The sequence below is a fragment of the Lignipirellula cremea genome, from assembly GCF_056501455.1.
Map to the genome: position 1 here is coordinate 19,961 of NZ_CM151415.1, position 18,452 is coordinate 38,412.

Genomic DNA, 18,452 nt, shown 5'->3' on the forward strand with positions numbered 1-18,452 from the left:
ATGCGAATCATCACGATCGAACCTGGCAAGCGCAGCGGTCAGCCCTGCGTCCGGGGGCTTCGCATGACCGTCCGCGACGTGCTCGAGTACTTGGCTGGCGGGATGACGCCTGACGAAATCATCGCCGACTTCCCCGATTTGACGCTTGAAGACATTCAGGCCTGCCTGGCCTTCGCAGCCGATCGCGAGCGGCGGCTCTGGGTCGTGTCGGCGAGATGAAGCTTCTCTTCGACCAGAACCTTCCGTCGCGCATTTCGGAGCGGCTTCAGGCGGAGTTTCCAGGAACGAAGCACGTCCGGAACGTCGGTCTGACGAACGCGAGCGATCAAGACGTTTGGGACTACGCCCGGCGTAACGATTTCGTGCTCGTGTCGAAGGACGCCGACTTTCAGCAGCGAGCTCTGCTGTACGGACACCCGCCCAAGGTGATCTGGCTTCGCATCGGCAACTGCTCGACGTCCGTCGCGACCGAGCTTATCCGCTCGCAGCTCTCCGCGATTCGAGAGTTCGTCCAGGACGCCTCAGCCAGCCTGCTGGTTCTTTCATAGTTCTATCGCAGTCGCCGTAACGGGCCCCCCCTACCCCGCGACCAAACTCGCCGCGTAGCGCAGATCAGCGGCCAGTTCCTCGCGCCTCGTCGCCGCGGTTTCGCGGTCGGGCATCCGGAGAATGGCGGAGGGGTGCCAGCTCGCGACGGTCTGGGGGCAGAGCTCGCTTTCGAAGAGCTGCCCTCGGCTCTTGGTGACGCGGAAGGCGGGGCCGAGGACGGAGCTTGCCGCGGTCGCGCCCAGGCAGACGAGCACGTCGGGCTGCACGACCTCGATCTCCTTCTCCAGCCAGGCGCGACAGGCGACGACTTCGGAGCGGTTCGGGTTCTGGTGCATGCGACGCTTGCCGCGCAGCAGGAACTTGAAGTGCTTGACCGCGTTGGTGATATAGATCCGATCGCGATCGACCCCCGCCTCCTCCAGCGCTTCGTTCAGCAGCCGGCCGGCGGGTCCGACGAAGGGACGCCCCTGCTGATCCTCCTCGTCGCCCGGCTGCTCGCCCACCAGCACGATCCGCGCGTCTTCCGGTCCCTCGCCGAAGACCGTCTGCGTCGCCGGCTCGAATAGAGGACACCCCTGGCATCCCTTCGACGCCTTCTGTAGGGAAGGGAGCGTGATCGTCGGCGGAAGGAAGTCCGCGGCAGTCGTCGGCCAGCCTTTCAGTTTGCTCATCATCGCCTCCACGCGGGCGGGCGCCGCGGCCAGAAGCTCGGGCAGGATCCGCGTCTCGGGCAGCGTCGGCCAATGCCGCAGCGGCATCTCCTTCCGCATCGCCGAAAGCTTGATCCGCGCGGGGTTGAAGATCGATCCGTAATACGTGAGCCAGAGGTCGGTCAACTCGTCGTCTGCCGGCGCCTGATCCTTCGGCACGCCCTCGCTGAAGACGATCCGCTCGCCGTCCCACGTCGCCGATTGGTCCGGCGTCAGGACGGTCCACCGCATGGACGAGAAACGCTCCGCGAAGAAAGGCGCCGTGAGTTGCAGCGGTCGATGATCGGGCCGATGCCAGGCGACGTACCGCGGTTCTGTCTCGGTCGAATCATGCTGCACGCGGCGTGCCGGGTCGGTCTGCTCTGGTGCGACTCGATCGCCCGGAATTTCGACGAAGCGGACGAAGGCCTCCATCTTGTGCGCGTCGCGGCGGACGGCCTTCTCCATCATGACCGCGCGGCGGACGTCGTCGTCGGAATGAAGTTCCAGCAGATGCCGTTCGCCCTTCGCGATGCGGAACAGCATCCGATAGAGCAAGGCCCAGCGCCCTTCCTCCCGATGACACGCGACGTACCGGCAAAGCGCCAGGAACGGCGGCGGAACGACCAGCTTCTCGCGACGCGCGGGGGGAACCGATAGAAGCCTCGTCAGTTCGTCGGACGCTGACGCCTCGGCCCGATCGCCTTCGGCTGGGGCGCCCTCCCCTGCGGCGGCGTCGAACAACAGCGACGGTTGCGAGGACCACCCGTCGACCCACTCCACCTCCGTCGGCGGAACGTCGCGCTCCGCCAGACCTCGCGCCAGATCGCGCCACTCTTCGAAGATGCGGATGGAAGGCGTTCGCATGATCCTTCGGCGCTTCGTCTGTTCGTAGGGTGGGTCATTGACCCACCTTTCCCTTGGTCGATCCATGCGTGGTCAGGCAGACTGCGCAGTTCGGTGGGTCAATGACCCACCCTACGAAGAGAGACCGCCGGCCCGTGTCTGCCCTACAACTCTCCCGTGAGCGCCGACGTCGCGTCGAACAACGAAAGCTGCTTCGGCGGCGGGACGAGCCGCGAAAGGAGATCGTTCCGGTCGAGCGTCGCCAGCGCGGGATTCGCGTCGGCGACGATCAGGAACGGCGAGACCTTCTTCCACGAGACGCGGAGCTTCTCCAGGTCTTCCTGGCGGATCGAACGGTGGCGCCGGAGTTCGAGGATTCGCTGCACCGACCGCACGCCGAGACCCGGTACGCGCAGCAGCATCTCCCGTTCCGCCTTGTTGACGTCGATCGGGAAGAGCCCCCGATGCCGCAGCGCCCAGGCGAGCTTCGGGTCGATGGCCAGATCCAGGTTCGGCGCCTCGCGCGACGCGATCTCCCCTGCCGCGAAGCCGTAGAACCGCATCAGCCAGTCGGCCTGGTACAGGCGATGCTCGCGCACCAGCGGCGGCGACTTCGCGGGCAGTCTCGCGTCGCCGTGAGGGATCGGACTGAAGGCGGAGTAATAGACCCGCCTCAGCGCGTGCCGGCTGTAAAGTTCCGAACTCGTCGCCAGCATTTCGGCGTCGGTCGCGCTCGTCGCGCCGACGATCATCTGCGTGCTCTGCCCTGCCGGGGCGAAGCGAGGCGCGCGGTGCGTGACCTTCCGCTCGGTCTTGCTTTCCAGAACCTTGGCCGCGACCTGCCGCATCGTCGTCTCGACATGCGCGCGACGTTTCTCCGGGGCGAGCTTCTTCAGGTCGGCGTCGGTCGCCAGTTCGATGTTCGCGCTCAGCCGGTCGCACCACAGACCGGCCTCGGCCAGCAGCTTTTCATCCGCGAGCGGAATGGCCTTGAGGTGGATGTAGCCGCGGTAGTCCTGCTCCGTTCGCAGCTTTTTCGCGACGTCGATGAGCTGCTGCATCGTGTAGTCGGGACTCTGGATGATGCCTGAGCTGAGGAAGAGCCCCTCGATATAGTTCCGCTTGTAGAAGTCGATCGTCAGCTTCACGACCTCGTCGGTCGTGAAGCGGGCTCTGGGCGTATCGCTGCTGACGCGATTGACGCAGAACGTGCAGTCGTAAATGCAGACGTTCGTCAGCAGGATCTTGAGCAGCGAAACGCAGCGACCGTCCGGCGTGTAGCTGTGACAGATGCCGACCGGCGTCGTGCTGCCGATCCCTTTCCCGCCCCCCTGCCGGCGGCTGCCGCTGCTCGCGCACGACGCGTCGTACTTCGCCGCGTCCGCGAGGATCTCCAGTTTGCGGCGAACGTCCATGATCGGGGGGTAGAGGAACGTGAAGGCGCCGCAGAGACGGCGGGTCGCGACCGATCAGGACTAACCGCAATCGAACAGGCCGGCGTCACCGCTGTCGAATCATTTGTTCAGTGGCATTGTCCGCCCTCCGACCGACTTCGACAAGCGACGCTTTTCGTCGCTCGCGAGGGCATCGGCTTTCCGGGGCTCGATCGCGAAAGGCCGATCGATCGCGACTATATTGCGGACGCAAGGCTCCTCTCCCCTCCCGCCTCGGCAGGTCGCGTCATGTTCTCGTCTCGCCTTACTTCGTCGATGCTTCGCCGCGCAGCGATGCCCGTCATCTTGTTCGCGATCGGTGCGACGTTCGCAAGCGCAGACGAAGCCTTCGACGTCGTCGTCTTCGGCGGGACGCCGGCGGGCGTGACCGCGGCGGTCGGAGCGGCTCGCGAAGGGGCGTCGGTCGCGCTGCTCGAGCCGCAGGAGATCGTCGGCGGCATGATGAGCGGCGGCCTCTCGTTCAGCGATTCGAACCAGACCGACCGCCGGACCCTCCGCGGCCTGTTCGAAGAGATCCATCTGCGGATCGAAGCCGACTATCGCGAGCGAGGCGTCACGCTCCCCTATCGCGTCGAGGTCAAGGACCAGGCCAAGTGGACCTACGAACCGCATGTCGCGGAGAAGGTCTTTCACGATCTGCTGAAAGAGGCCGGCGTGCGCGTCTATCCGGGCGAACGTTTGACCGGCGTCGAGCAGAAGGACGGGCGCATCGTTTCGCTGACCACGCAGAACCGGACCGTCCGCGGGAAGACCTTCGTCGACGCGACCTACGAGGGCGATCTGCTTCCGGCAGCCGGCGTTTCGTTCCGGCTCGGTCGCGAGGGGCGTGACGAGCATGGCGAGTCGCTGGCCGGGAAGCAGTTCCCGAAGAAGCCCGTCCTCGGCGTCGACGTTCGCGACGCGAGCGGAAACCTGCTGCCGCTGATGACGGGGGAAAGCGCCGGCGAATCGGCGGCTGGCGACGACGGCGTCATGGTCTACAGCTATCGGCTCTGCCTGACGAAGGATCCGGCGAACCGCGTCGCCATCGAACCGCCAGCGAACTACGACCCCGCCCGGTACGAACTGGTCCGGCGCTTCGTCGCGGCCCATCCGCCGCAGCGGCTGCTGTTCGATCTGTACGAACTGCCGGGCGGCAAGAGCGACGGCAACAACAGCATCGGCGGCCAGATCTCCATCGGCCTCGTCGGCGCCAGCGCCGCGTGGTGCGACGCAAGCTACGACGAACGCGAACGGATCCGGCAGGAGCATCGCGAGTACACGCAGGGCCTGCTCTGGTTCATGGCGACCGATCCCGCGATTCCGGAGAAGCTGCGGAAAGAGATGCAGTCGTGGGGCTACGCCAAGGACGAGTTCGCGAAGTGGAATCACTTCCCGCCCGTGCTTTACGTCCGCGAAGGCCGTCGCCTGCAGGGCGAGTACGTCCTGACGCAGAGCGACGTTCTGGAAGCGACGACCAAGGACGATTCGATCGCCGTCAGTTCGTTTCCGATCGATTCGCATGACGTGCAGCGCGTGCCGACGGAGGACGGCAAGGGCTTCGTCAACGAAGGGACGATCTTCCCGAATCGCCTGCCCAACGGCTTCGGCCAGCCGCATCAGATTCCCTACCGTTCGATCGTGCCGCGGCGCGACGAGTGCATGAACCTGCTCGTGCCGTCCGGCGTCTCCAGCACGCACGTGGCGATGTCTTCGATCCGCGTGGAACCGACCTGGATGACGATCGGCCACAGCGCGGGCGTCGCGGCCGCGCTGGCCGCGAAGTCGGATCTCGCCGTGCAGGATCTGCCGTACGCGGAGCTGCGGGAACGGCTGGTCGCGCAGGGGCAGGCGCTCGACCTGCTTCCCATCCCCGAGGTCGCTGCGGCGGCGCAGGGCATCGATCCCGCGAAGCTGCCGGGCATGGTGCTCGACGATGCGACGGCGACGAAAGAAGGAGCCTGGCAGCATTCCACGAACTTCCGCCCCTACGTCGGCGTCGGGTACGTCCACGACGGCGAAGCGGAGAAGGGAACGCTGAAGCTGACGTTCGTCGCAAAGATTCCGCAGGCCGGGAAGTACGATCTGCGCATGGCTTACTCGCCGCATGAAACCCGCGCGAGCGCCGTGCCGGTGACGGTGCGATCGGGCGAACGAGAGACGGCCCTGTCGGTCGATCAGCGGCTGCCGCTCGACGCGAACGATCGCTTCCGCACGATCGCGACGCTCGACCTGCCTTCCGGCGAAACGACGATCGTCATCGAGAATCGCGATACGGACGGCTTCGTCGTGGTGGATGCGGTGCAGTTGCTGGCAAAGTAGCGGTCAGACAAGGCAAAATCGTCCTGTCTGGCTCTTCTCGGGCGGCGCTGGCTCTGCCAGTGTCGATCTGCGAAAGGGTCAACAACGATGGTCGATTTGGAACAGGTGTCCCACTGGCAAAGCCAGTGCCACCCGAAGGAGCGGATGCCATTCGACTCTATCCCGACCGGTAGGACCGCAGCGCCCGATGCCTGAACCGATCTCGCTGCGACGTAATCGCGACGACGATCTGCCGACGCTGATCGAGCTGTTTCGCGATACGGTCCGCCGCGTCAACGTGCGGGATTACACGCCCGAGCAGGTGCGTGCCTGGGCGCCCGACGAGATCGATCCGGCGAAGTGGCGGAGCTTCGCCGGACGCTTCGCGATCATCGCCGAGACGGAAGGTCGCATCGTCGGCTTCGCGGATCTGGAACCTGACGGACACCTCGACCGGTTCTTCGTCCACGCCGAGATGCAGGGCCGGGGCGTGGGGCGGGCGATGCTTCAGGCGCTGACGGGCGAAGCCGAACGTCTGGCTCTCCCCCGCATCTTCGCCGAGGTCAGCGTCACCGCCCGCCCCTTCTTCGAGCGGCACGGCTTCGTCGTGCTCACGGAGCAGTCGGTCGAAGTCCGCGGCCAGAGCCTGACCAACTATCGCATGGAGCGACGGCTGGACACGCCGGAAATGATCTGACCGCGACCTCTCCTACTTCGCCATCACCCCGTCGCTATCGACCTGCCAGAGCTGCTCGGTCTGGACGTCCATCGTGGTGAGATAGCCGCCGCCGAAGCAGCAGGTGTCGATGCAGATCAGGTGCCCCTCGTGCAGGATGCAGCCGTTGACCTGCGGCGTGTGGCCCACGACGACGGTCTTGCCCGAGACGTGCGGCGGGGGGATCTTCCGGACGTGCAGGTGCTCCCAGATCAGGATGCTCTCGTCCATCTCGTGGAGCGGGCGGTCGTATTCGTAGTTGGCGTGGGCGAAGAGAAAATCGTCCGTCTCGTGGTACCACAGGAGCTCGCGGTAGAATTTCCAGTGCTCCTTCGAAACGTTGTCCAGCGAGCCGTCGTAGCTGTCGACCGTCTCCTGGCCGCCGACTTCGAGCCAGAAGTCGTACTGGTACGAGTCCCCCTTCTGCAGGTCGTCGTAGGCCTCGATCAGCATCTGCTCGTGGTTGCCGCGGATCGTGACGACGTTGCACTTCTTGCGAAGGGCGATGACCGCGTCGATCACCTGACGGCTCTCCGGTCCGCGATCGATGTAGTCGCCCAGGAAGATCCAGGTGTCGTCGCGCTCGGGGGCGATCGCTTCGACCATCGCGTGCAGCGCCGCGGCATGTCCATGAATGTCGCCGGTGGCGAGCAGTCGCCCCATCGGGGTCTCTCCGTCCGAGTTGCAGGTCGATCGTCCGGGGAAGAGGAAGACGATCGTTCCGGTCCGTCGTGCGCGGCGCGCGCATCACCTTGCTTCTGCGCTTGCGCTTTTGTTTCTGCGCTTGTGCTTCGCGCCTCGTCGATAGCCTGTCTATGTTAATCGATCGCTACGTCGATCGAGAATGCCGGTCGCGCAAGCGGCGCCTGCGCGGCGCGTGTTGCGGATTGCGTTCGGCGCGGCGGCGCCGAGATCGAACAGACGTTGCTTCGAGAGTACGGCATCGCGAAATGGACGCTCCGTGTGCCACGGCTGGCTTGTCCAGCCGTGCGGAAAGCAGGGTTGGGCGTCCGGCAGGTTCGCACGTTTCACGATCTAACGCCGTCGCGTCCGATCCTCTCGACGGGACGAGCGAACCGAGAGGCGGCACGGCTGGACAAGCCAGCCGTGGCACACGAGTTCCTTTTCAAGGGCGGACGTGGAGCCTGCGTAAATCGCGAGGTTCGCAGCTCCTGCATCCCGAGTAAGATCACCTTCGTCGTCTGCACGATCTTCGCCAAGCAGAGCAGTCGAAAACGATAACGTCATCCCCGTTGAACTGAATCGACGATGGCCAAACTGACCAAGGCGCAAACCCACGCGCGGGAAGTGAACGACGCGCTCGAGCAGGAGTATCCGGAAGCGACCTGCGCGCTGCTGCATAAGAACGGTTACGAACTGCTCGCCGCGACGATCCTTTCGGCGCAGTGCACCGACGAGCGGGTCAACCTCACGACGCCCGCGCTGTTCAAGAAGTACCCCGGTCCGACGGAACTCGCCCAGGCCGAGCAGGAGGAGGTCGAGACGCTGATCAAGTCGACCGGCTTCTTCCGCGCGAAGGCCAAGAGCCTGATCGGCATGGCGCAGGGCGTCGTCGAGAACCACGACGGCCAGATCCCGCAGAACCTCGACGACCTAGTCAAGTTACCCGGCGTGGGTCGCAAGACGGCCAACGTGGTCCTGGGAACGTGCTACGGCATCCCCTCGGGCGTGGTCGTCGATACGCATGTGGGGCGCAACAGCGTTCGGCTGGGTCTGACGAAACAGACCGACCCGGTGAAGGTCGAGCGGGACCTGATGGCGCTGCTGCCCGCGGAGGCATGGATCGATTTCTCCCACCGGATGATTCTGCACGGGCGGGCGATCTGTAAAGCCCGGCGGCCCGAGTGCGAGCGTTGCCCGCTCTCTCCCCTCTGCCCGAAGATCGGGGTAAACTTGCCCCCTTCCGGCAAGGCGACGAAAACGGCAGGGTCGGCGGCGAATCCGAAGAAAGCCGCGAAGGCCGCCGTCTCTCCGAAGCTCGTCAGGAAGAAGCTCGCCGCGGCGAAACTCGTCGCCGCCGTTCCGAAGAAGACTCCTGCGGTCAAGAGAAAGACCCGTTCATGATCCTCTCCGGTCAGGAGATCAAAGAGCGTCTGGGCAAGGACATCGTCATCGAGCCGTTCGAGGAGAGCCGGCTCAATCCGAACAGCTACAACCTGACGCTGCACGACGAGCTGCTCGTTTACGAGGAGGTCGTGCTCGATATGGCGAAGCCGAATCGCTTCCGCCGGATCCAGATCCCGCCCGAGGGGATCACGCTGGCGCCGAACCGGCTCTACCTCGCCCGCACGACGGAGCGGACCGAGACGCTGAACCTTGTCCCGATGATCGAGGGGCGTTCGTCGGTGGGGCGCCTGGGCCTGTTCGTGCACGTCACCGCGGGCTTCGGCGACGTCGGCTTTCGGGGCTACTGGACGCTGGAGATGTTCGCGATCCATCCGATCCGCATCTACGCCGGCGTGGAGATCTGCCAGATCTTCTACCACCAGGTCTGCGGCCCGTTCGAAGAGTATCGCTCCGGCAAGTATCAGAACAATCGCGACATTCAGCCCAGTCTGCTCTACCGGGAAGTCGGCCCGCTGGTAGAAAGCAGTCGACAGATGAAGCTCGACCTGGAAGCGGGCGTCGAAGGCGCGGAGTGAAGTCGCTCGGGAGCGAGGGCATCGCTATGAACGCGCCCAAGTGCCGAGTCGTTCCGGAATCGCTGCGTTATCGTCAGAAGGTCATTCGTAACCTTGCCTTCGACGGCGATCGCCTCGTGCTCGACCTGCAGGGCGAAGGATTCGCGTACGCCCGGTTGACGTTCGAACTCGTCACCGGCTTCCGCGTGCTCGACGAACGCGATTTGTGCGAGTTTTGGAACGAGTATTCCGAACCGAACGGTTGGCTCTACGAGGTAGAGTCAGGCGGATGGCTCGAACTGGAGTCGATCCGCCCGCGTTTTTCGAGCCTTGAGATCAATCCGAACATCAAGGAGTACTTCGTCGTCGATGAGTGGTGCGTAAGCGTGCTTTGCAGCGCGCCGCCTGTACTGATCGATCTCGGAGCCAGCCCGCCCGCCCGTCCTTAGCATCGCAAGTACGGGCAGATTTCCCCAGCATTTCCCCAGACCTCCTGCGTGTGGCCGAACGCCGGGGCTACGGATGAAAGGAAAGGCCGATGCTTTCTCGCATCCGGTGGTTCGTCGAACGTCTCCCCAAGCGGCTCTGGTTTCGCGCGTCGATCTTCTGCCTGATCGGCGTGGCGTCCGCTCTGGCGGCGGTCTGGCTGGCCCCGCTGATTCCGGAGGAGACCGCGGAGAAATTCGGCGCCGACTCGGTGGGAGAGATCCTGACCGTGATCGCGTCGAGCATGCTCACGATCACGATCTTCTCGCTCACCACGCTCGTGCAGGCGCGGACGGCCGCGTCCCAGGGCGCGACGCCGCGAGCCGCGTCGCTGCTGGTCGAGGATACGGTCGCCCAGCACGCGCTCTCGACGTTTCTGGGCGCGTTCCTGTTCAGCCTGGTCGGGCTGATCTCGCTGCAGGCGGGGCTGTACGGATCGAGCGGTCGCGTCGTCCTCTTCCTGGCGACGCTGGGGCTGATTCTGTATATCGTCTTCACGCTGCTCCGCTGGATCGATCACCTCGGGTCGCTGGGTCGGATCGACCATACGATCGACCGCGTGGAGCAAGTCGCCGAGCGCGCGATGGAGCAGTATCGCGATTCGCCCTGCCTCGGCGCACGCGAGTATCACGATCCCCCTGCGACCGCCGCGCCGGTCTGCGTCGAGCGGATAGGGTACGTCCGACGCATCGACGTGGCCGCGTTGCAGGCGCTGGCCGAAGAGCACGATACGCAGATCTACGCCGTCCAGCGTCCCGGCGGCTTCTGCGACCCGTCGCGTCCGCTCGCCTACGTGACGAATAGCGAACTCGCGGAAGGCTCGGATGCGGAAGGCGAGAACGGCTTCGCGGAAAGCCTGCGGTCCGCCTTCGAGATCGGCGCTTCGCGATCGTACGAACAGGATCCGCGGTTCGGCCTGATCGTCCTTGCGGAGATCGGCGCTCGCGCCCTGTCGCCGGCCGTGAACGATTCCGGCACCGCGATCCAGTCCCTGCAGGCAGGAATGCGGCTGCTGTCGCTCGCATCGGAGACGAAGGGGGCGGAGGACGCGAAGTACGACCGCGTCTTCATGCGGCGTCTGGCGCCGGAGGATCTGTTCGACGACTCCTTTCTGCCGATCGCTCGCGACGGCGCGTCGCGGCTGGAGGTCGGAATCCGTCTGCAGAAGGCCCTGCGCGCGCTGGCGTCGCTGGGGGATGCCGAGTTCGCCGAGGCCGCTCGCAGGACGTCCTTCGCCGCGGCGTCTCGCGGTCAAACGGCGCTGACTTTTCCGGAAGATCGGGAGCGACTGGCCCGGGAAGTCGCCGATCGGTGGTAAGCCGTTTTTTCTTCGAACCGCCCTGGCGACCGTTCCGTATCGGAGAGCGTCGTCACGCCCTTTCGAGGAACGTCGCCCGATGCGCGTCGTCGCTCTCCGCTCTACCGCCCTTCGCCCCGTCGTTCTGGCGGAACTCGATATCCGTCGCCAGATCTCGCGATCGGCGGGCTCGCGACCGTCGGACTCCCGATCTTCGGACGCCCGACTGTCGACGCTGACCCGTCGAGAGCGGGAGGTCTATCGCGGCATCGACGCCGGCCTGAGCGTGCAGGAAATCGCCGCCCTGCTCAGCCGCAGCCCCAGCACGATCGAGCGCCACTGCCGCAACGCCAGGGCCAAGCTTCGGGCGACCGATCGGACGCCGGAGGATAGGTTCGCCTGGAACCGCAGCTGATTCCTCGTTATCCGTGTGCCATGGCTGGCTTGCCCAGCCGTGCGGACGCGGGCAGGCGCCGCCTATTCGAGTGGTCGCCAAGCCTTGAGTGTCATCCTCTCCTCCGGGCGCCACTGGCTCCGCCAGCGCTTTTCCGGAGGCCGGATCGCTCGTGTTGGGGCAACTTTTTAAGATGCAGCACTGGCGGAGCCAGTGGCACCCGGAACTCTCCGACAACCCGCACGAGTCGTTCTACCTGCGCGTTCGCAATTCCAACCTGTCGTGCCGAGCTTGTCAGCCTGGTCCGTCGTTTCCAAGGGCGCATGGCTGGTCAAGCCAGCCATGGCACACGACGGAGAGTCCCGTGCTCTCGCGGGAAAGGACCAATTCCTCGCGGCGGCGGGCGAATAGAATGAGTCGCTTCGGACGACTCCCCCGCATCGCCGCCGTATGACGCGCGACCTCTCCCCTGCCCTGAATCGCCGCACGTTCGTCGCCGGATCGCTGGCGTCGGCGGGGCTCGTGCTGTCCGGCTGTCTGCCGGCGGGCGATCCGGCGCTCGCGACGGCGACGGAGGATCTGTTCGTCTGGGGCCGCCCCGGCATGGGCGACGGGGAGTTCCAGAAGCCCCGAGCGATGACGATCGACGCGGACGACCGGATCTACGTCATCGACATGACGGGCCGCATCCAGGTCTTCACGACCGAGGGCGAACTCCTGCGAAGCTGGCGCACGCCCGAGATCTACCAGGGGAAACCGTGCGGGCTGGCCATCAGCCAGGCGGGCGAAATCAACGTCGCCGATACGCACTACTTCCGCGTGCTGTTCTACACGCCCCATGGCGAACTGCTCGAAGACAAGACGATCGGCGGCCAGACCGGCACCGGACCGGGCGAGTTCGGATTCCTCACCGACGTCGCCCAGGACTCGCAGGGCAATTACTTCATCGGCGAGTACGGCGAACGCGATCGCATCCAGCAGTTCGATCCCGCCGGCAAGTTCGTCCGCCTGTGGGGCGGTCACGGTCGCGAGCCGGGGCAGTTCGTCCGTCCGCAGGGCCTGCTGATGGACGACGACGATCGCCTCTGGGTCGCCGACGCCTGCAATCATCGGGTGCAGATCTTCGACGTGACGCAGGATCCGCCCGCCCTCGTCGGCGGCTGGGGGAGCGAAGGCTCGGCGCCGGGCGAGCTGCGATACCCGTACGGGATCATCTTCCTGCAGGACGGGAACGTCGCGCTGGCAGAGTACGGCAACCATCGCATCCAGATTCTGACCCGCGAAGGAAAGTCGCTCGGCACGTGGGGCCGCGCGGGTCGTCAGCCGGGCGAACTCCATCAGCCCTGGGCGCTCTGCCAGGATTCCCTCGGGCGGCTGCACGTGCTGGACACCTACAACCATCGCGTGCAGCGCATCCCGGCGACGGCGGTGGTCCCTGCGTGAAGATGGCGAAGCCGCGCGCTCCCGTCGCGGCGCCTGGCCTGCTAGAATCGATCGATCGGGGCCATCCGGCGCCGAACATGGAAGCCCCCCTGCCTGCCTTCCCCGACCGTTCCATGGACGAGCCCCGCGACGACGCCAAGGCCGCCAAGCGGATCCTCATCGTCGACGACGATCCCGAGATCATCGATTCGATCCGCATCACGCTCGAGGCCAAGGGCTTCGAGGTGCTGGTCGCGCGGAACGGCAACATGGGCCTCGCGATGGCCGAGAAGTCGAACCCCGACCTGGTCATCCTCGACATGATGATGCCGAAGCGCTCGGGCTTCCTCGTCCTCGAAGCGCTGCGCAAGGATCTGTCGAACCCCGTGAAGGTGATCATGATCACCGCCAACGAGGGCTCCCGGCACAAGGCCTACGCCGAAGAACTCGGCGTCGACGACTACATCCGCAAGCCCTTCGCCATGGACCGCCTGATCGACGCCGTCTTTCGACTGACGGGCGCGGAGGCGTAGCGTCGAATCCGATCACGCTTCGTCGGTGAACGCGATCAGTCCCATCAACTCCCCGCCGTCGCTCTCCTCGATCGTCAGCAGGTCGACGGCAGCACACTGGCCTGCCGCGGATCGCAGACGCAGTTCCTCGTCGTCGCGGCAGTAATAGACGGGTCGCGAGCAATCGACGCAGAAGCGGACGGTCGCGTCGGTCGTCGGCAGCAGATCGTTCCAGTGCAACGTGCATCGGGCGCGGAATCGCCGCCCGCACGAGCTGACTTCGCGCTCGCCCGTTCTCCTGCCGTATGCGACTCGCGTCAGTCGATCGACCCGGTCGCGCGGAGCCAGAACGATTTCCAGCCGGCGGTTCAGAATGAACTCGATTCGGCGGATCGTCTCCTCGTCGACGTCCTCGGCCAGGAGCATGGTCACGCATCCCGCGCCGATCGAGAGCGGGAACGCGCAGTTCTCCAGCGCGACGGAGGCGGGGACGTAGTCGCAGGGTTCGCAACTCGCGTACGGCGGAAGCGGGAAGGGGCGCCCCTCCCGCGTTCTGGCGATCAGATCGCGAGGGACCACGATCCATTGGCCTTCCATCGGCGGTCCGTTGTAACCTCCGCCCGCGGGGGGCATCTGTAAAGACATCGAATCGCTCCTGTCCGCGATGGTCGAACTTATCCGCGGCGCGTCGCCCCTTCGCGAATCTTAGCGCCGCGGACTTTTTCGCACGCGAATGCTCGATCGATCGATAATCCTCTCGTAAAGTCTTTCTGCACCGTCGTTTCGGAAGGTCTCGGCAATGACTCGATTCACCGGCAAGGTCGTGTTGGTCACGGGAGGCACCAGCGGCATCGGCAAGGCGACGGCCATCGCCTTCGCGAAAGAAGGCGCGAAGGTCGTCGTCTCCGGTAGAAGAGCGCCCGAAGGCGAGAAGGTCGTCGAGGAGATCCGCGCCGCAGGAGGCGATGCGGCGTTCGTTCGCGCCGACGTCGCCAAGGAGGCCGACGTCAAGAACCTGGTCGAGCAGACCGTCGCCAGGTTCGGCCGCCTCGACGTCGCCTTCAACAACGCCGGCGTCGAACATGGCGCCGCGATGGCCGACTTCACGGAGGAAGACTATCGGTACGTCTTCGACATCAACGTGCTCGGCGTCGCATTCTCGATGAAGTACGAGATCGCCGCGATGCGCAAGTCGGGCGGCGGCGCCATCGTGAACACGTCGAGCGTGCTGGGCCACGTCGCCGTCAAGAACTTCGGCATCTACAACGCCAGCAAGCACGCCGTCGAAGGGCTGACGAAAACGGCCGCCCTGGAACTCGGCGTCGAAAACATCCGCGTGAACGCGGTCGCCCCGGCGATCATCGAGACCGAGATGTACGACCGCGCGTTCGGCAGCTTGCCCGAGGCGGTCGTCGCTCAACTCAAGTCCGGCTATGCCGCCGGTCGTTTCGGACAGCCGCAGGAAGTCGCGGCCGCGGTGTTGTTTCTCGCATCGGACGCGGCGTCCTTCGTAACGGGGATGAGCCTGCCGGTCGATTCCGGATTGCTGGCGACTTAGGGCTTATGTCGACCGCAGCCCAGAGCGGGCGTCGCCGTCGTCAGCCGACCTCAAGCGGCGGCGCTCGCTCTGGATCGCGGGCCGGATCCGATCATCGCGAAGCCGATCAGAAAGAGCGCAGCGCCTGACCCCAGGAACGCCAGATCCCACACCAGGTGCCCCGGCGTTTCGACCACGTGATGAATATGCAGCAGGTGATGGTCGATCGCCCCTTCGACCAGGTTGAAGAGCCCCCACCCCAGCAGGATCGACCCGACGAAGTCCCGCGTTCGAAGCGGCGCCTGCGGACGCTGCACGGCATGCCACAGCAGGCCCAGGCCGACCGCGGTCATGGTCCAGGTGAACGCGTGGAACAGGCCGTCCCAGAACATGTTGATCTCCAGGTTCACGACCAGCCGCTCGGCCGGAAGGCCCGTGGTCGGATACTTCGCCGAGAGCATGTTGTGAGCCTGGAGCAGTTGATGGAACAGGATTCCGTCGACGAAGCCCCCCATCCCGATCCCCATCAGCGTTCCTGCCGAAATGAGCGGGCGACGATCAGGCCGGTCGTTCATCGGTCACCTCGACTGCTTGAGGAATGACCCTCGGCGAAGCGCTCAGCCCCGGCAGCGGCGCGAAGCGAACGAGCAGAACCAGCGCCAGCAGAATCGGGATCGGCAGACCCACGAGCGCCGCGTTCCAGAAGAACGAAGCGTCGAAGATCCCGGCGGCGACCTGCCTTCCGATATCCGAATCGCAGTAGGGGCACGCCTCCGCGGTCGACGCGGACGCGGCCAGCAGGACGCCTGCGACGAACGTCGCGCTCGGAAAGCTGCGCATGGCCCTGCTCCTCAAGGCGTGACGGGGCGCGAGACTATCGCCGCACGGCGCGCAGCGCCTCGTGGGCCCGACCGCCGCCGCTGGGATTGTTGGCGTCGTACGCCGTTCGGAAATCGCCGCGTACGGCCTTGAGCGCGTAACGCTCCTGGGCGATCTCCTGCTGCGTGCGAATGCCCAGGTTGCGGAAGATCGGCAGCGGGGGGCACCAGCCCTGCAACGAATGCTGCAGCAGGAATCCGCCCACCAGCGCCGGCAGCGCCAGGAACTTTCGATCCACGAAGATCCCGAGCGCCGTGCCGACGAGCACGACCGTCGCGGCGTTCGCCTGGAGCGTCCGTTCGACGTCCCATTCCTGATCGAGCTCTTCCAGGCGCTGGCCGATCTGCCGCGGGTCGGTGGCCGCGAAGTGCGTGACGCTCTGGTCGATCTTCTCGCGGATCGCTTCGTTGGCTTCGTCCGAAGTGTTGTCAGCGACTCGCGTCATCGATGCAGCGAACATGGTTGGATCTCCTTAGTTCTGAACGTTCGTTCCGACGGGCCCTCGAGGCGGGAATCGCTCGCGGGGCCCGATTTCGCCCGGATACGATGCGTATGACGTGCCGAAAATGAGCACGCTGCACAAGAATGGAGGAAGAGCGACGAATCCTTCTGGTCGGGAGAGGCAGCCGACGCCAGTTCAGCGAAATCTGGGAGCAGACAGATGACTATCGAAGCGAAACCGCCGGTTCGGCGCGGATCTGGCGGGGGCGTGATTCTCTTGGCGATCGTGGGAGCCGCCGCCTGCGTGCCCTTGCTGCTCCTCGGGGCGATGCTCGCCTACGGCTTCGCCCGATCGAGCACGACCGAGACGCGGATCGTCTATGCGACGCCGGCGTACTATGGAGACGACGTCGCCGCGGTTCCGGCTTCGGTCTCCCCCGAGTTCGAAACACGTCTCAACGCGGCGAACCGCATTCAGACGACGGCGGACCGGGACTCCGCGCTCGCCGTTCTCGCGGCGGAGTTTTCGAACAACGCGGACGAAGCCAACCGCGCGATCCTGGGCATCCAGGACGCCGGCGCCCGCGATGACGCGGCCTGGAACGCGGCAAAACGGTTCAGCAAGGTGAATCGCCCGCAGGATTCCGTGAAGATGATCGAGATGATGCTCGATCAGGATTCGCGCGACGCCGGCTTCCGCGCCGTCGCGACCGGCGAGTGGCCCGAGCGCGAGGGCGCGGCGACCGACAGCACGACCGTCGAGGTCGAATCCTATACGGGCGAACCGGCGGTCGCGGGCGAAGGAGCGCACTGAACGCTGCGGCAGGTCGAGCGCATCGCAAGATCGCCCGGTTTCGAGCGAACGGAGGACGTGCCGCACAGGCCGAGGGTACAATTCGCCCTGCGCCCCGGCAGACTGCTGCGAAACGCCTTCCTGGCGTTCCATAGTCTCGCCAGGTTCGGAACAAGTTCCTCACGGCTCGCGAGAGGGGGGGCGGAACCTCCCTCTCGTCGTCGCCTCCTGCGACGAACGCAGGCTGACTGCCGTTCGCAGCAGCCTGCTGAAATGCCGCCCGTCCGGTTCGCCATGCCGACCGAAACGAACTGCCCCCACTGCCGCGAAGCGTTGACCGTGCCGGACGCCCCGCAGGGACGGCTGGCCCAGTGTGCCCATTGCGGAGGGATCTTTCCGCTGGCGGTGGCGCTGGCGAATCGGTCGGACCCGGTCGCTCCGGCGCCGACGCTGCAATCGACCGCCCCCGGCAGTCGCGAAGCGGAAGGCGGCGGCGACTCGCCCGCGGTCGCGACGCCCGACTCGCCAGACGCCGTCGACGCGCCCGGGATTGAAGCGCCTGACGTTGAAGCGCCTGACGTTGAAGCGCCTGACGTTGAAGCGCCTGACGTTGAAGCGCTTGGCGTCGAAGCGCCCAAGGTCGAAGCTCTCGCCGTCGAGAGGCCCCCTTCCGCCGACGCTTCGACCGCGGCGGGTCGGCCGGCGCAAGCGACTCCCGTGATTCCGTCTCCCGCCGTCGCGACTCCTTCGGCGATGCCCTCGGTTCCGACGCCCGCGGGATGGCATCTGCGGATTCCAGAGGGGCGGACGTATGGACCGGTCGATCGGGCGAAGCTCGACCGCTGGCTGCAGGAGGGGCGGATCGACTCCGACTGCTCGCTGCGTCAGGGCGACCAGGAATCCTGGATCCCGGCAGCCACGCTCTTTCCGCAACTCCTTCCCCTTCCGAACGAACAGCCTGACGTTCGCCGGTCGGCTCCCGTATCGCCGTCGGCTCCCCTGGCTCAGACGGCTTACGCTCCCCGTCCGCAGTCGCTGACGGGCCAGGCTTCCTTCGGCGGCGCTTACGGCGCGAGCCAGTCCGGCGCCGACCCTTACGCCGCGGGGCAGCCCGTCCGCCGCACGGCGACGTCGGATTCCTATTCCGCGTCGCCTTACGGAGCGCCGGCGAACGCGACCGGCAGTCCCTTTCGCGGGACGCAGGTGCAGCCGCACCGGGGCGAGGTCGTCTTCCTGCTGGGACTGTTCGGACTGCTCTTGGGTTGCCCTGTCTTCTCGGGCGCCGCCTGGTATCTCGGCGGGGCTGATCTCCGGGCGATGAACCTCGGCCTGATGAACCCGGGCGGTCGGGGCATGACGACCTTCGGCTACGTCCTCGGGATCGTGGTCTCCTGCTTCTGGATCGTCGCCGTCCTGATCGGCATGCTGGTCATCAGCATTTCGATTCTGACGCAGTGAGCGACGGGCCTGCGTGCCGTCCTGGCAGGCATACTTTAGACTTCTTCGGATTGGTTGC

Annotated in this window: 21 protein-coding genes; 14 read left to right on the forward strand and 7 right to left on the reverse strand. The window is 65.7% G+C overall.

Annotated elements, in window-relative coordinates:
• Positions 1-219 (forward strand): DUF433 domain-containing protein, encoded by a 219-nt coding sequence (locus SH602x_RS00085; protein ID WP_479474867.1) that lies wholly within the window; start codon positions 1-3, stop codon positions 217-219.
• Positions 216-548 carry a DUF5615 family PIN-like protein gene (locus SH602x_RS00090; RefSeq protein WP_479474868.1) on the forward strand — a complete coding sequence of 111 codons (333 nt, stop codon included), beginning with the start codon at positions 216-218 and terminating at the stop codon, positions 546-548. The genes SH602x_RS00085 and SH602x_RS00090 overlap by 4 nt, the downstream gene beginning before the upstream one ends.
• 30 nt (positions 549-578) lie before the next feature.
• Here the strand turns inward: SH602x_RS00090 and SH602x_RS00095 are convergent, their stop codons facing one another.
• Positions 579-2,105 (reverse strand): UdgX family uracil-DNA binding protein, encoded by a 1,527-nt coding sequence (locus SH602x_RS00095; RefSeq protein WP_479474869.1) that lies wholly within the window; start codon positions 2,103-2,105, stop codon positions 579-581.
• 143 nt (positions 2,106-2,248) lie between these two features.
• The gene (locus tag SH602x_RS00100; protein ID WP_479474870.1) at positions 2,249-3,499 is read right to left on the reverse strand and encodes a putative DNA modification/repair radical SAM protein; all 1,251 of its coding nucleotides are present in this window, start codon (positions 3,497-3,499) and stop codon (positions 2,249-2,251) included.
• Positions 3,500-3,811: 312 nt separating this feature from the next.
• On the opposite strand from SH602x_RS00100, the gene SH602x_RS00105 reads away from it, so the two are divergent.
• Both SH602x_RS00105 and SH602x_RS00110 read left to right on the forward strand, forming a co-directional pair.
• The gene (locus SH602x_RS00105; protein ID WP_479474871.1) at positions 3,812-5,839 is read left to right on the forward strand and encodes an FAD-dependent oxidoreductase; all 2,028 of its coding nucleotides are present in this window, start codon (positions 3,812-3,814) and stop codon (positions 5,837-5,839) included.
• A 187-nt stretch (positions 5,840-6,026) separates the two neighbouring features.
• A complete protein-coding gene (locus SH602x_RS00110) occupies positions 6,027-6,515 on the forward strand; it encodes a GNAT family N-acetyltransferase (protein ID WP_479474872.1) in 489 nt (162 codons plus the stop codon).
• 12 nt (positions 6,516-6,527) lie between these two features.
• Here SH602x_RS00110 and SH602x_RS00115 read toward each other — a convergent pair whose 3' ends face one another.
• On the reverse strand, positions 6,528-7,196 hold the full coding sequence (locus tag SH602x_RS00115) for a metallophosphoesterase family protein (protein WP_479474873.1): 669 nt from the start codon (positions 7,194-7,196) through the stop codon (positions 6,528-6,530).
• A gap of 606 nt (positions 7,197-7,802) precedes the next feature.
• Here SH602x_RS00115 and nth point away from each other — a divergent pair.
• The 7 genes from nth to SH602x_RS00150 all read left to right on the forward strand — a co-directional run bounded on the left by nth (position 7,803) and on the right by SH602x_RS00150 (position 13,307).
• Positions 7,803-8,618: an endonuclease III gene (gene nth, locus SH602x_RS00120; RefSeq protein WP_479474874.1), complete on the forward strand. Its 816-nt coding sequence runs from the start codon at positions 7,803-7,805 to the stop codon at positions 8,616-8,618.
• Positions 8,615-9,196, forward strand: a complete 582-nt coding sequence (gene dcd, locus SH602x_RS00125) for a dCTP deaminase (protein WP_479474875.1) — start codon at positions 8,615-8,617, stop codon at positions 9,194-9,196. The genes nth and dcd overlap by 4 nt, the downstream gene beginning before the upstream one ends.
• Positions 9,197-9,222: 26 nt before the next feature.
• Positions 9,223-9,624, forward strand: coding sequence for a hypothetical protein (locus SH602x_RS00130; RefSeq protein WP_479474876.1), 402 nt, complete (start codon positions 9,223-9,225; stop codon positions 9,622-9,624).
• A gap of 89 nt (positions 9,625-9,713) precedes the next feature.
• On the forward strand, positions 9,714-10,979 hold the full coding sequence (locus SH602x_RS00135) for a DUF2254 domain-containing protein (protein WP_479474877.1): 1,266 nt from the start codon (positions 9,714-9,716) through the stop codon (positions 10,977-10,979).
• Between the two features lie 79 nt (positions 10,980-11,058).
• On the forward strand, positions 11,059-11,373 hold the full coding sequence (locus SH602x_RS00140; RefSeq protein WP_479474878.1) for a helix-turn-helix domain-containing protein: 315 nt from the start codon (positions 11,059-11,061) through the stop codon (positions 11,371-11,373).
• Positions 11,374-11,802: 429 nt separating this feature from the next.
• Entirely contained in the window at positions 11,803-12,795 is a 993-nt protein-coding gene (locus tag SH602x_RS00145; protein ID WP_479474879.1) for an NHL repeat-containing protein, read from the forward strand.
• 113 nt (positions 12,796-12,908) lie between these two features.
• Complete coding sequence (locus SH602x_RS00150; protein WP_479470456.1) at positions 12,909-13,307, forward strand: response regulator transcription factor; 399 nt, start codon at positions 12,909-12,911, stop codon at positions 13,305-13,307.
• 12 nt (positions 13,308-13,319) lie between these two features.
• On the opposite strand, the gene SH602x_RS00155 is transcribed toward SH602x_RS00150, so the two are convergent.
• The gene (locus SH602x_RS00155; protein WP_479474880.1) at positions 13,320-13,931 is read right to left on the reverse strand and encodes a GspE/PulE/PilB domain-containing protein; all 612 of its coding nucleotides are present in this window, start codon (positions 13,929-13,931) and stop codon (positions 13,320-13,322) included.
• 154 nt (positions 13,932-14,085) lie between these two features.
• Between SH602x_RS00155 and SH602x_RS00160 the strand changes: the two genes are divergently transcribed.
• Positions 14,086-14,844 (forward strand): glucose 1-dehydrogenase, encoded by a 759-nt coding sequence (locus SH602x_RS00160; RefSeq protein WP_479474881.1) that lies wholly within the window; start codon positions 14,086-14,088, stop codon positions 14,842-14,844.
• Positions 14,845-14,894: 50 nt separating this feature from the next.
• On the opposite strand, the gene SH602x_RS00165 is transcribed toward SH602x_RS00160, so the two are convergent.
• The 3 genes from SH602x_RS00165 to SH602x_RS00175 are packed head-to-tail and all read right to left on the reverse strand — an operon-like array spanning position 14,895 to position 16,162.
• On the reverse strand, positions 14,895-15,398 hold the full coding sequence (locus SH602x_RS00165; protein WP_479474882.1) for a DUF2243 domain-containing protein: 504 nt from the start codon (positions 15,396-15,398) through the stop codon (positions 14,895-14,897).
• Positions 15,382-15,663 (reverse strand): hypothetical protein, encoded by a 282-nt coding sequence (locus SH602x_RS00170; protein ID WP_479474883.1) that lies wholly within the window; start codon positions 15,661-15,663, stop codon positions 15,382-15,384. The genes SH602x_RS00165 and SH602x_RS00170 overlap by 17 nt, the downstream gene beginning before the upstream one ends.
• Positions 15,664-15,697: 34 nt before the next feature.
• A complete protein-coding gene (locus SH602x_RS00175; RefSeq protein WP_479474884.1) occupies positions 15,698-16,162 on the reverse strand; it encodes a YgaP family membrane protein in 465 nt (154 codons plus the stop codon).
• 201 nt (positions 16,163-16,363) lie between these two features.
• Here SH602x_RS00175 and SH602x_RS00180 point away from each other — a divergent pair, with 201 nt between their 5' ends.
• Both SH602x_RS00180 and SH602x_RS00185 read left to right on the forward strand, forming a co-directional pair.
• Positions 16,364-16,957, forward strand: a complete 594-nt coding sequence (locus SH602x_RS00180; RefSeq protein ID WP_479474885.1) for a hypothetical protein — start codon at positions 16,364-16,366, stop codon at positions 16,955-16,957.
• A gap of 273 nt (positions 16,958-17,230) precedes the next feature.
• Positions 17,231-18,394 carry a zinc ribbon domain-containing protein gene (locus SH602x_RS00185; protein ID WP_479474886.1) on the forward strand — a complete coding sequence of 388 codons (1,164 nt, stop codon included), beginning with the start codon at positions 17,231-17,233 and terminating at the stop codon, positions 18,392-18,394.
• Positions 18,395-18,452: the final 58 nt, after the last annotated feature.

Coding starts and splice junctions, on each gene's coding strand:
- SH602x_RS00085 (WP_479474867.1), top strand. CDS start 1: ATGCGAATCATCACGATCGAACCTGGCAAGCGCAGCGGTCAGCCCTGC.
- SH602x_RS00090 (WP_479474868.1), top strand. CDS start 216: ATGAAGCTTCTCTTCGACCAGAACCTTCCGTCGCGCATTTCGGAGCGG.
- SH602x_RS00095 (WP_479474869.1), bottom strand. CDS start 2,105: ATGCGAACGCCTTCCATCCGCATCTTCGAAGAGTGGCGCGATCTGGCG.
- SH602x_RS00100 (WP_479474870.1), bottom strand. CDS start 3,499: ATGGACGTTCGCCGCAAACTGGAGATCCTCGCGGACGCGGCGAAGTAC.
- SH602x_RS00105 (WP_479474871.1), top strand. CDS start 3,812: ATGCCCGTCATCTTGTTCGCGATCGGTGCGACGTTCGCAAGCGCAGAC.
- SH602x_RS00110 (WP_479474872.1), top strand. CDS start 6,027: ATGCCTGAACCGATCTCGCTGCGACGTAATCGCGACGACGATCTGCCG.
- SH602x_RS00115 (WP_479474873.1), bottom strand. CDS start 7,196: ATGGGGCGACTGCTCGCCACCGGCGACATTCATGGACATGCCGCGGCG.
- nth (WP_479474874.1), top strand. CDS start 7,803: ATGGCCAAACTGACCAAGGCGCAAACCCACGCGCGGGAAGTGAACGAC.
- dcd (WP_479474875.1), top strand. CDS start 8,615: ATGATCCTCTCCGGTCAGGAGATCAAAGAGCGTCTGGGCAAGGACATC.
- SH602x_RS00130 (WP_479474876.1), top strand. CDS start 9,223: ATGAACGCGCCCAAGTGCCGAGTCGTTCCGGAATCGCTGCGTTATCGT.
- SH602x_RS00135 (WP_479474877.1), top strand. CDS start 9,714: ATGCTTTCTCGCATCCGGTGGTTCGTCGAACGTCTCCCCAAGCGGCTC.
- SH602x_RS00140 (WP_479474878.1), top strand. CDS start 11,059: ATGCGCGTCGTCGCTCTCCGCTCTACCGCCCTTCGCCCCGTCGTTCTG.
- SH602x_RS00145 (WP_479474879.1), top strand. CDS start 11,803: ATGACGCGCGACCTCTCCCCTGCCCTGAATCGCCGCACGTTCGTCGCC.
- SH602x_RS00150 (WP_479470456.1), top strand. CDS start 12,909: ATGGACGAGCCCCGCGACGACGCCAAGGCCGCCAAGCGGATCCTCATC.
- SH602x_RS00155 (WP_479474880.1), bottom strand. CDS start 13,931: ATGTCTTTACAGATGCCCCCCGCGGGCGGAGGTTACAACGGACCGCCG.
- SH602x_RS00160 (WP_479474881.1), top strand. CDS start 14,086: ATGACTCGATTCACCGGCAAGGTCGTGTTGGTCACGGGAGGCACCAGC.
- SH602x_RS00165 (WP_479474882.1), bottom strand. CDS start 15,398: ATGAACGACCGGCCTGATCGTCGCCCGCTCATTTCGGCAGGAACGCTG.
- SH602x_RS00170 (WP_479474883.1), bottom strand. CDS start 15,663: ATGCGCAGCTTTCCGAGCGCGACGTTCGTCGCAGGCGTCCTGCTGGCC.
- SH602x_RS00175 (WP_479474884.1), bottom strand. CDS start 16,162: ATGTTCGCTGCATCGATGACGCGAGTCGCTGACAACACTTCGGACGAA.
- SH602x_RS00180 (WP_479474885.1), top strand. CDS start 16,364: ATGACTATCGAAGCGAAACCGCCGGTTCGGCGCGGATCTGGCGGGGGC.
- SH602x_RS00185 (WP_479474886.1), top strand. CDS start 17,231: ATGCCGACCGAAACGAACTGCCCCCACTGCCGCGAAGCGTTGACCGTG.